The organism is uncultured Arcanobacterium sp., from assembly GCF_947253055.1.
Taxonomy (GTDB): domain Bacteria; phylum Actinomycetota; class Actinomycetes; order Actinomycetales; family Actinomycetaceae; genus Arcanobacterium_A.
This window is the reverse complement of sequence record NZ_CAMXYE010000060.1, coordinates 1-9,219: the sequence shown is the minus strand read 5'-3', so window position 1 is coordinate 9,219 and position 9,219 is coordinate 1. Positions and strand designations below refer to the sequence as shown.

The following is a 9,219-nucleotide window of genomic DNA, read 5'->3' as shown; positions in this document are numbered from 1 at the left end:
CCAATGCGGTGATTGCCGCTCATTCGGCTCCGGATGTACCGAAATCTCGTTTTACCGCCATGATGCGCCTCGATCATAATCGGGCAATCGCACAGCTGGCCGAAAAGACGGGAGCGAAGGTATCCGATATTGCCAAGATGGTGGTCTGGGGTAATCACTCTGCCGATCAGTATCCAGATATTTCTTGGGCCACTGTAGGTGGAAAAGCTGCTACGGACTTGGTAGAAGAAGCTTGGTTGCAAGATTACTTCGTGCCGACGGTGGCTAAGCGCGGCGCCGCTATTATTGAAGCTCGGGGTGCTTCCTCGGCTGCGTCGGCGGCTACAGCAGCAATTGACCACGTCTACAACTGGGTAAATGGCACTCCAGAAGGCGATTGGGTGACTGCCGGTGTTTGGTCGGATGGTTCTCATTATGGAATTCCGGAAGGTCTTATCTACGGTATGCCAGTCACTTCCCGCGGTGGAGACTGGGAGATAGTGGAAGGCCTGGAGCTTTCCGAAGTGACGAAAGCGCAGATTGCACACAATGCGGATGCGGCAGAAGAAGAGCTCGCTACCGTACGCAAATTAGGTTTGATTAAGTAACCTGATATTGACGAAAAGCCGGAGCCGGGAAATTACTTCCCGACTCCGGCTTTTATTTTTATTATTATCCTATCTTTTCGCTCTCTACTTCCAGGTTGGGAGAGTCAACAGAAGTAGTGGCGTTTTTATTGGCCGGTAAGAATACTCCCAGCAGGATTACGGCGGCGAGTGTTATCAGCGTGACGATAAGTAGAACTCGTAGATCTATAGTGCAACCAGTACCAAAGAGAATGGCGGCAATCCCCATAATCATCGTCAAAGTACCTAAAATCGTGGTAGATATTCTCATTTCTCTAATCCTTTCATCTCTACCCAAACTTTCTCGTCTACTCCAGCTGGAGGTGCTCCATACACCTGCACCTGCCCGAAACTGAGATACATATACACATGAGCGGCATGGCTGCTATCTTGCAGTGCGGCAGGTGAATAGAGAGTAGTTTCTTCGTCTTCATATAAGCGGTAATAAGATGCAGCGCGTATGGATTGGTCGATATCCATCGGGTATTCATCAGCTATGTTGAAGGTATTTTCGGTGAAATAAGGGCGACGCGGAGTAGCACTAGCTGGGGGAGCAGTATTTATCTCCGCAGCGGGAAGCAGTGTGCTCTGCCCTTTTTCCACTACTTTCCAACTGCGTAGATGATAAACCTGCAGCGTGCCGTATTTTCCACCCTTTATATGTAAAATTACGGGCACGTCTTCATTTACTTTTATCTCAGTCGTCCCGATGGCTGCCTGGAAATGGTAGGTGTTATCCGGCTGAAATCCGCTCAAGGGCTGGGGCGGAATCAGGAAAAGTGCTTGCACATTCTTCGTAGTTCCGGTAATCGGGGAAGCGTAAAACACCTGGGTATTTTTTTCGGTCAAAAATTGGGAAGGAATACAAGCCGCAAAGGTCAAAGCCGGCAGGACAGCGAAAAGCGATAGCCAAGTGAAAAAAGTGAGCCAGGTGGCGCGTTTCCCGCGAATGCCAGCTACAGCTACGGAAATTCCCAATATGGTGAGTGCCCCGCCGCTAGCTGCGAGCCAAGCTCCGAGCGTAGAAGAGTAAAAGAGGAGAATCCCGGCAAAGGTCAAGAATATTGCTACCACAGTAAGTGCAATATAGCGCGCGGACACTTGCGGGGTAATGGGGAAACTGCCAGCTTCGGGGAAGGGAGCATCTGCGTCATCTGAGTTTGGGATGGGAGGCAAATCTGGGTTTACTGCAAGATTCAGATCCGGGTTTGGAGAAGGGTGCGTATATGCGCTCTGATCTTGACGCAATTCGGGATGTTTACGTGCCCGCCACCACGCCAGAATAGTTATAAAAGCAAAAGCTATTAAGCAAATAACGGCGAGCGGCGCTAAGAGAATCTGACTTATTCCTAAAATCGCGCGAAATACATAGCTGGTGGAAAAAAACCCGAGGATGATAAAAATTACTGCAATAGCGAGACTCGGAGTTGGCCGCCCACTGAGTGCATCTTCTAAAATAATTTTTTCACTTCGGTACTCGGGAATAATTAACCAAAATACTCCGTATAAGAAAAGTGAAATTAAACCGACGGGGAGTAGTAATAGCGCCAGGAGGCGTACGAGGGTGGGGGCTAAACCCCAGCGATGTGCCAATCCAGCGCAGAGCCCGCCGAGCATCTTATCGTTTGTGCGGCGATAAGGATAAGTCCGCATAGTTGCAAAAAATGTTTTCATATTTCTTATTCTTAATGGATACAGAAGTGCTATCTACCCTGAAACACCCCGAATTTCCCCTGATTTATGGAGAAAAACCCTGATTTATCTGGAAAAGATTTCTCGTAGCTAGAAAAAGATGAGAATATCAAAATATGAGTTCTTTACCGCAAGAAGAATATACAGATTTACGAGCTGCGTGGGCAAAAGACCGCCCCGTATTGGCGCGGCGGCATCCCTATATGATTGCTGGAGTTTGCCGAGGTCTAGCCGTACATCTGGGCGGTTCGGTAAAGTGGTGGCGCTTTTGCTTTTTAATTTTTTCTTTTACTCTGATTACGCCATTTCTCTATATTTTCTTTATTTTTACTCTTCCGCATATCGCGAAAAATGAGGAAATTCCGCTCCAGCGCCGGCGGTTAATTCCTCCTTTACAGGAGAATACTAAGGCCAGCGAGCAAAAAATTTATGTAGCTATTTTATTGCTGTTGGCAGCAGTAATTTTAAGTATTTCTTTTGTGGCCTCGGGGGCATATCCGCGCCGAATCACGCTTCCTGTTTTACTTATAGTGACGGGAGCGGGAATAGCTTGGACGCTTCCCAGTGCGGCCAGTAGAAGAGATATATTATTTGCGGCCGGTGGATCAGCCGTTGCGGCTATTGGGGGAGTGCTAATGGTTACGGCCGGCAGTGAGTTATCTCCAGTATTGGCAGGTTTAGAATCTGGGATTGCCGTAGTAGTGGTATTGGCATTGGTGCTTTATCCCGTAGGAATACGCATGGAGCGCAATTTACGCCAAGCAGCAGTAGAAAAAAGTCGTGCCGATGCCAGGGCTGATATAGCTGCGCATTTGCATGATTCCGTATTACAGACTCTGGCTTTGCTCCGGGCGCGAGCTGATGATGCAGAGGCAGTGCGCCGCTTAGCACGTACGCAAGAGCAAGAATTACGCAGTTATCTATATGCCGATAGAAAAGACAGCGATACTTCTGCTGCCACCGAGCTGCAAAAGATTTCCCAAAATCTAGAGCGGCAGTATGGGGCGGAAGTAGAAACAGTAATTAGCGGCGATATAGTGCCCACTTCTGCCATTCAAACGGCTTTGGCGGCCGCGCGCGAAGCAATTACTAATGCCTGCAAATATGGTGGCAATATGCCGATATCCGTTTATGCAGAGTTCGGAGAGAAAAATTGCCAAATTTGGGTGCGCGATCGGGGCCCAGGCTTTGACCCTTCTAATATTCCCAATGATCGAGCCGGAATTCGCGATTCTCTTATCGGAAGAATGCAGCGAATCGGGGGAGAAGCCCTGGTACGTTCTCCTTTACCGAGTGGGGGCACCGAGGTCTATATTGGTTATCGGCAAGGAAAACAAAACTTAGATACGCCGGCGGAAGAAAAATCTGCACCGATTGCTGATGAGCAGGCAAAAGCAGAATAATTTTCTGCGCGAATAACTATCGGAATTCTGGAAGCGGAAAAGAGACATTTAATGAAAATTATTTGTGTAGACGACCATGATTTAGTGCGGGAAGGCATTGTGCTGCAGATTACTCAGCAGCGCCCAGATTTCCAAGTGGTAGGAGAAGCTGGCTCAGTAGAAGAAGCCGTAGAAGTAATTTCTGCTGTTCCGTGCGACGTCGTGTTACTAGATGTGCATCTGCCGGGTGGAAACGGCGGAGGCGGAGTCGAAGTAATAAAGAAAATTCAGCATCAGCTGGCATCTCCTCCTAAATTTCTCGCACTCTCGGTATCGGATGCGGCGGACGACGTAGTGGCAGTAGTGAGAGCAGGCGCGCGCGGTTACGTCACTAAGTCAATAAACGGTAAAGAGCTGACTGCTGCGCTGGAGCTGGTAGTAGGGGGCGACGCTGCTTTTTCTCCGCGATTAGCTGGATTTGTTTTAGATGCTTTTGGAGGCGGACGCGCTGAAGTGGCGACCTACGATGAAGAACTAGATAAACTTTCGGCACGAGAGCAGGAAGTGATGCGGCTTATTGCGCGCGGCTATACCTATAAAGAAACTGCGGCGGAGCTTTTTATATCTATAAAAACAGTTGAGAGTCACGTATCGGCGGTGCTGCGGAAACTACAACTCTCCAATAGGAAAGAACTTTCCCGGTGGGCGGGCTTGCGCGGTTTGGATTAGAAGCGTGCTATCTAGATAAACAGCGCAGAGCACAGTTTTAGTATCGTGCAGTCTAAATCAGCTATTTAAGAATCTAATTAAAAATAACTGTACGAGTGCCGTTGAGAAGTATGCGATGCTCTGCATGCCAGCGTACCGCGCGCGAAAGTACTTGCCGCTCTACTTCTGCGCCTTTTATTGCTAAATCAGCTGGAGTATCGTCGTGATATACGCGTACTACGTCTTGCTCAATAATAGGGCCTTCGTCTAAATCAGAGGTCACGTAGTGAGCAGTAGCGCCGATAAGTTTTACCCCGCGGGCATGGGCTTGCGCATAGGGGCGGGCGCCCTTAAAAGAGGGCAGGAAAGAGTGATGAATATTTATGATGCTCCCCGCCAGTTTCTCGCAGAGTTCTGGAGAAATAATCTGCATATAGCGCGCGAGCACCACCAGTTCCACTTTTCTTTCCTCGATAATTTCGAGTAATTTTTCTTCCGCAGCTGCTTTCGTCTCCTTGGTAATGGGAATATGAAAATAATCTGCTTTATAGAAATCAGCTAGGGGGCGGAGAATTTCATGGTTACTTACCACGCCGGCAATTTCAATGGGGAGCCGCCCGTCATGTTGTTTAGTGAGTAAATCAGAAAGGCAGTGAGCCTCTTTAGAAGCCATAATAAGAGTGCGGGTGGGGCGAGGAGCTTCGGAAATGGTGAAAGTCATTTGAAAATTAGCTGCTAACTGCGCAAATGCCGCCTCAATAGTGCTGCGCCCACCTGGTACATTTGCCTTAATGCGAATAAAAAACCTATCTGTAGCAGCGTCGTTATATTGCTGCGATTCTAAAATATTTCCGCCTACCGAAGCCAGTAAACCGGTTACGGCGTAGACAATGCCGGGCTGGTCGGGGGAATACATAGTGAAAATAAGCGTTTCCGAAGTCATTTTTCCAGCATAGAGGAAAGCGGGGAAAAATCGAAATTAGCCATAATAGGATAAACTTATATTTTGCTTTAACCACATCGTGGGCAGAAAATGAGGAGCCGCTTGCAGTGATATATGCTGGGGAAGTGGAAGTGCCGCCGGGTAATAGGCCGGCAGCAAAGGAGGAAATTTTATAATGGTGGAAGATTTATTAAATGCTCCTTTAGCAGAGCTGGATCCGGAAATAGCTGCTGTACTGGATAATGAATTGGATCGGCAGCGCCATACGCTGGAGATGATTGCTTCGGAAAATTTTGTGCCCCGCGCAGTTATGCAGGCGCAGGGATCAGTGCTTACCAATAAATACGCGGAAGGGTATCCGGGGCGGCGTTATTACGGCGGCTGTGAATTTGTAGACGTCGCCGAAAATTTGGCAATCGAAAGAGCAAAAAAAGTATTTCATGCCGGATTTGCGAATGTACAGCCACATTCGGGAGCGCAAGCCAATGCGGCGGTTTATCACGCTCTAGCTAAACCGGGTGATACGGTGCTGGGATTAGAACTCAGCCACGGTGGTCACCTTACGCATGGGATGAAAATTAATTTTTCGGGCCGCACCTATAACTGTGCATCTTATGGAGTGGATGAGCAAGATTATTTAATACATATGGACGCAGTGCGGGAAAAGGCTTTAGAAGTGCGCCCCCGGATAATTATTGCGGGCTGGTCGGCCTATCCACGGCATATTGATTTTGCTGCTTTCCGTGAAATAGCTGACGAAGTGGGCGCCTACTTGTGGGTAGATATGGCACATTTTGCTGGGCTAGTGGCAGCTGATCTCCATCCCAGTCCGGTTCCTTATGCCGATGTAGTGAGCACTACTATTCATAAGACAATTGGCGGGCCGCGTTCGGGAATGATTTTAGCTAAATCGGCGGAGCCGCTGGGGAAGAAAATCAATTCTGCCGTATTCCCCGGGCAGCAAGGCGGGCCACTTATGCACGTAATTGCCGCAAAAGCTATTGCGCTGAAAATTGCGCAGACTGCGGAATTCCGGGATCGCCAGCTTCGCACTCTGGAAGGCGCGCGTATTCTCGCGGAGCGTCTACTGGAAAAAGATGTGGCAGATGCAGGCGTTTCGGTACTTTCGGGCGGTACAGATGTGCACTTAGTGTTAGTTGATTTGCGCAACTCCGCAATGAACGGGCAAGAAGCGGAAGATCTGCTGCATGAAGTGGGCATTACTGTAAATCGAAATTCGATACCTTTCGATCCCCGCCCACCGGCCGTCACTTCGGGATTGCGGATCGGTACTCCAGCTCTGGCCACGCGCGGCTTTGGAGAAAAGGAATTCCGGGAAGTGGCCGATATTATCGCTCTTACGCTGCGCGAGGGTAAGAACGCCAATGTGGAGCAACTACAGGCGCGTGTAGCTAAACTGACTGCGGATTTCCCTCTTTATCCGGGCTTGGAGCAAACTAAATAATATGGTGGCGCAAAGACTAGATGGACGCCAAGTTGCGGCAGATATAAAGGCAGAGCTGCAGCAGCGGATAAAAGATTTACACGCAGAAGGAATTTTTCCGGGTTTAGGCACCATTATCGTAGGTGAAGATCCGGGATCGCGTATTTACGTGGCAGGAAAGCATCGCGACTGCGCAGAAGTGGGAATTAAATCTATGCGCATCGAATTGCCAGAAAATGCCTGTACTGAAGATGTGCTCTCCGCGGTAGATTCTTTTAATGCTTCTCCGGTCTGCACTGGATTTATTGTGCAGCTGCCATTACCAGCTGGAATCGATACGGAGCAGGTGCTGGAGCGGATATCTCCGGAGAAAGACGCAGATGGATTACATCCAATTAACTTGGGTCGTTTAGTGCTCAATACTACGCAGCCGCTCTGCTCTCCGGCTCCTTGTACTCCCCGGGGCATCGTAGAGTTAGGTAAACGCGGGGGAGTGAATTGGGATGGCGCAGATGTCTGTGTAATAGGGCAGGGGAAGACAGCCGGTCGTCCACTTTCACTTTTCTTGACGCGGGCAGATATTAATTCCACCGTCGATTCTTGCCATATTGGTACTACAGATTTGGCTGCGCATACGCGCCGAGCCGATATCGTAGTGGCGGCAGCGGGTGTGGCGCATTTGCTTACGGGCGATATGGTCAAACCAGGAGCTGCCGTATTTGATGTGGGAGTTACGCGTTATGCAGATGAGGAAGGAAAAACTCATATTATTGGCGATGTGAGCCCAGAAGTGGCGGAAATAGCTGGCTATATGAGCCCGAACCCCGGCGGAGTCGGGCCGATGACGCGCGCTATGCTGTTGGTGAATATTGTAGAAGCTGCGGAGCGGCAGCTGCACTCTTGTGCTTAGGATAAGGAAATATAAATGTTGGTAGCTACCTGCAATGTAAATGGTATCCGCGCCGCAGTGCGAAAAGGATTCTCCGCTTGGCTGGCAGAGACTTCTCCCGATGTGCTACTTCTCCAAGAAGTACGCGCGCCGGAGGATTTATTGCCGGAGCTAATAGGGGATTCTTATCAAGTATTTGCTCATGCATCTGCGCTGGCTGGCCGGGCTGGGGTAGTTATTGCTTTGCAGAAAAAGTATACCGCGGGCGCGGTGCAGGCGGGCTTGCCAGCTGCGGCAGGCGAAAGCGCGGAACCGGATGTGGATACGGGGCGCTGGCTCGAGGTAGACGTACCGGAATTAGAAACCACTTTTATAAGTGCCTATCTACATTCAGGAGTGGCTGATAAGCCGGAGAAAATGCAAGCTAAATATGCGCATTTAGATAAAGTGAGCACTCGCTTAGAGCAAATACAGGCTGCTCCGCGGCAAAAGCATATTTTGGTGGCCGGAGATTTCAATATCGTATATGGCGAAAAAGACATAAAAAATTGGAAGTCTAATCACAATAAGACCTCTGGAGTATTGGATAAAGAAATCGCTTATTTGCACAAGTGGTTTGGCGAATTTGGATACGTGGATGTGCAGCGCCACTTAGCTGGGGATATGCAAGGGCCCTATACGTGGTGGTCGCAGCGCGGGAAAGCTTTTGATAATGACGCTGGCTGGCGTATAGATTATCAGATGAGTGATGCTAATTTGGCCGCTCGCGCTGTTATGCAGCGAGTAGATCGGGCTCCCAGCTATGCAGAGCGTTTTTCCGATCATGCGCCGCTCGTAATTGAATACAAATAGGTAGAAAACTACTTATGGAAAGAAAGATAAATAGCATGCGGGAAGATTTTTATGCCATTATTCCGGCCGGCGGAGCCGGTACGCGGTTATGGCCAATTTCGCGGCGTAATTTTCCAAAATTTCTTACTGATTTAACTAACAGCGGTCAAAGTATGCTGCAGGAAACGGTGCAGCGTTTAGCTCCGCGGGCAGCGGAGCGTATTGTGATTGTGACGGGTGCGGCGCATCTACCGGTGGTGCGCCAGCAATTGCCGCAGATTGCGGCTGAAAACTTACTTGCAGAGCCCAGTGGGCGTGATTCCATGGCTGCTATAGGTTTAGCAGCAGCGATTTTGCAGCGGCGGCATGGAGAAGTGATAATTGGTTCTTTTGCCGCCGACCACCACATCGAAGATACGCTAGCTTTCCAGGGAGCATTAGATTCTGCGATTGCCGCTGCTGCTGCTGGCTATGTAGCCACTATCGGCATTACCCCCGATTTCCCTGCCACCGGATTCGGCTATATCCATGCTCAAAAGCAATTGTCTATTCCGGCGGCGCGGGCAGATTTTCCCGTCTTCGCGGTGGCAGAATTTTTAGAAAAACCAGAAAAAGAAATCGCCACCAGTTACTTTTTAAGTGGTGAATACAAATGGAATGCGGGAATGTTCATCGCGCGGACATCTGTACTGTTGGCTGCGCTGCAGCGTTTTCAACCAGAATTA

The 9,219-nt window shown here is 49.3% G+C and carries 10 protein-coding genes; 7 read left to right on the top strand and 3 right to left on the bottom strand.

Features of this window, described 5'->3' with window-relative positions:
• On the top strand, window positions 1–587 hold a 587-nt coding region (locus Q0X35_RS04945), incomplete at its 5' end, for a malate dehydrogenase (protein ID WP_297566153.1).
• Window positions 588–651: 64 nt separating this feature from the next.
• Here the strand turns inward: Q0X35_RS04945 and Q0X35_RS04940 are convergent.
• Both Q0X35_RS04940 and Q0X35_RS04935 read right to left on the bottom strand, forming a co-directional pair.
• Window positions 652–876 (bottom strand): hypothetical protein, encoded by a 225-nt coding sequence (locus Q0X35_RS04940; protein ID WP_297566150.1) that lies wholly within the window; start codon window positions 874–876, stop codon window positions 652–654.
• On the bottom strand, window positions 873–2,279 hold the full coding sequence (locus Q0X35_RS04935) for a PspC domain-containing protein (RefSeq protein ID WP_297566149.1): 1,407 nt from the start codon (window positions 2,277–2,279) through the stop codon (window positions 873–875). Before Q0X35_RS04935 ends, Q0X35_RS04940 begins: the two co-directional genes overlap by 4 nt.
• A gap of 134 nt (window positions 2,280–2,413) precedes the next feature.
• On the opposite strand from Q0X35_RS04935, the gene Q0X35_RS04930 reads away from it, so the two are divergent.
• Both Q0X35_RS04930 and Q0X35_RS04925 read left to right on the top strand, forming a co-directional pair.
• Window positions 2,414–3,700 carry an ATP-binding protein gene (locus Q0X35_RS04930; protein ID WP_297566147.1) on the top strand — a complete coding sequence of 429 codons (1,287 nt, stop codon included), beginning with the start codon at window positions 2,414–2,416 and terminating at the stop codon, window positions 3,698–3,700.
• A gap of 51 nt (window positions 3,701–3,751) precedes the next feature.
• Complete coding sequence (locus tag Q0X35_RS04925) at window positions 3,752–4,408, top strand: response regulator transcription factor (protein WP_297566144.1); 657 nt, start codon at window positions 3,752–3,754, stop codon at window positions 4,406–4,408.
• Between the two features lie 73 nt (window positions 4,409–4,481).
• On the opposite strand, the gene purU is transcribed toward Q0X35_RS04925, so the two are convergent.
• Entirely contained in the window at window positions 4,482–5,330 is an 849-nt protein-coding gene (gene purU, locus Q0X35_RS04920) for a formyltetrahydrofolate deformylase (protein ID WP_297566142.1), read from the bottom strand.
• A gap of 175 nt (window positions 5,331–5,505) precedes the next feature.
• Between purU and glyA the strand changes: the two genes are divergently transcribed.
• From glyA to Q0X35_RS04900, 4 genes are all read left to right on the top strand, one after another.
• Window positions 5,506–6,795, top strand: a complete 1,290-nt coding sequence (gene glyA, locus Q0X35_RS04915; RefSeq protein ID WP_297566140.1) for a serine hydroxymethyltransferase — start codon at window positions 5,506–5,508, stop codon at window positions 6,793–6,795.
• 1 nt (window position 6,796) lies between these two features.
• The gene (locus Q0X35_RS04910) at window positions 6,797–7,684 is read left to right on the top strand and encodes a bifunctional methylenetetrahydrofolate dehydrogenase/methenyltetrahydrofolate cyclohydrolase (RefSeq protein WP_297566138.1); all 888 of its coding nucleotides are present in this window, start codon (window positions 6,797–6,799) and stop codon (window positions 7,682–7,684) included.
• A gap of 15 nt (window positions 7,685–7,699) precedes the next feature.
• Window positions 7,700–8,515: an exodeoxyribonuclease III gene (locus Q0X35_RS04905; RefSeq protein WP_297566136.1), complete on the top strand. Its 816-nt coding sequence runs from the start codon at window positions 7,700–7,702 to the stop codon at window positions 8,513–8,515.
• 14 nt (window positions 8,516–8,529) lie between these two features.
• Window positions 8,530–9,219, top strand: a 690-nt coding sequence (locus Q0X35_RS04900) for a sugar phosphate nucleotidyltransferase (protein WP_297566134.1), incomplete at its 3' end; no start/stop codon positions are given.

Excerpts from the sequence above, each read along its gene's own strand:
- Q0X35_RS04940 (WP_297566150.1), bottom strand. The coding sequence starts at position 876 with ATGAGAATATCTACCACGATTTTAGGTACTTTGACGATGATTATGGGG.
- Q0X35_RS04935 (WP_297566149.1), bottom strand. The coding sequence starts at position 2,279 with ATGAAAACATTTTTTGCAACTATGCGGACTTATCCTTATCGCCGCACA.
- Q0X35_RS04930 (WP_297566147.1), top strand. The coding sequence starts at position 2,414 with ATGAGTTCTTTACCGCAAGAAGAATATACAGATTTACGAGCTGCGTGG.
- Q0X35_RS04925 (WP_297566144.1), top strand. The coding sequence starts at position 3,752 with ATGAAAATTATTTGTGTAGACGACCATGATTTAGTGCGGGAAGGCATT.
- purU (WP_297566142.1), bottom strand. The coding sequence starts at position 5,330 with ATGACTTCGGAAACGCTTATTTTCACTATGTATTCCCCCGACCAGCCC.
- glyA (WP_297566140.1), top strand. The coding sequence starts at position 5,506 with ATGGTGGAAGATTTATTAAATGCTCCTTTAGCAGAGCTGGATCCGGAA.
- Q0X35_RS04910 (WP_297566138.1), top strand. The coding sequence starts at position 6,797 with ATGGTGGCGCAAAGACTAGATGGACGCCAAGTTGCGGCAGATATAAAG.
- Q0X35_RS04905 (WP_297566136.1), top strand. The coding sequence starts at position 7,700 with ATGTTGGTAGCTACCTGCAATGTAAATGGTATCCGCGCCGCAGTGCGA.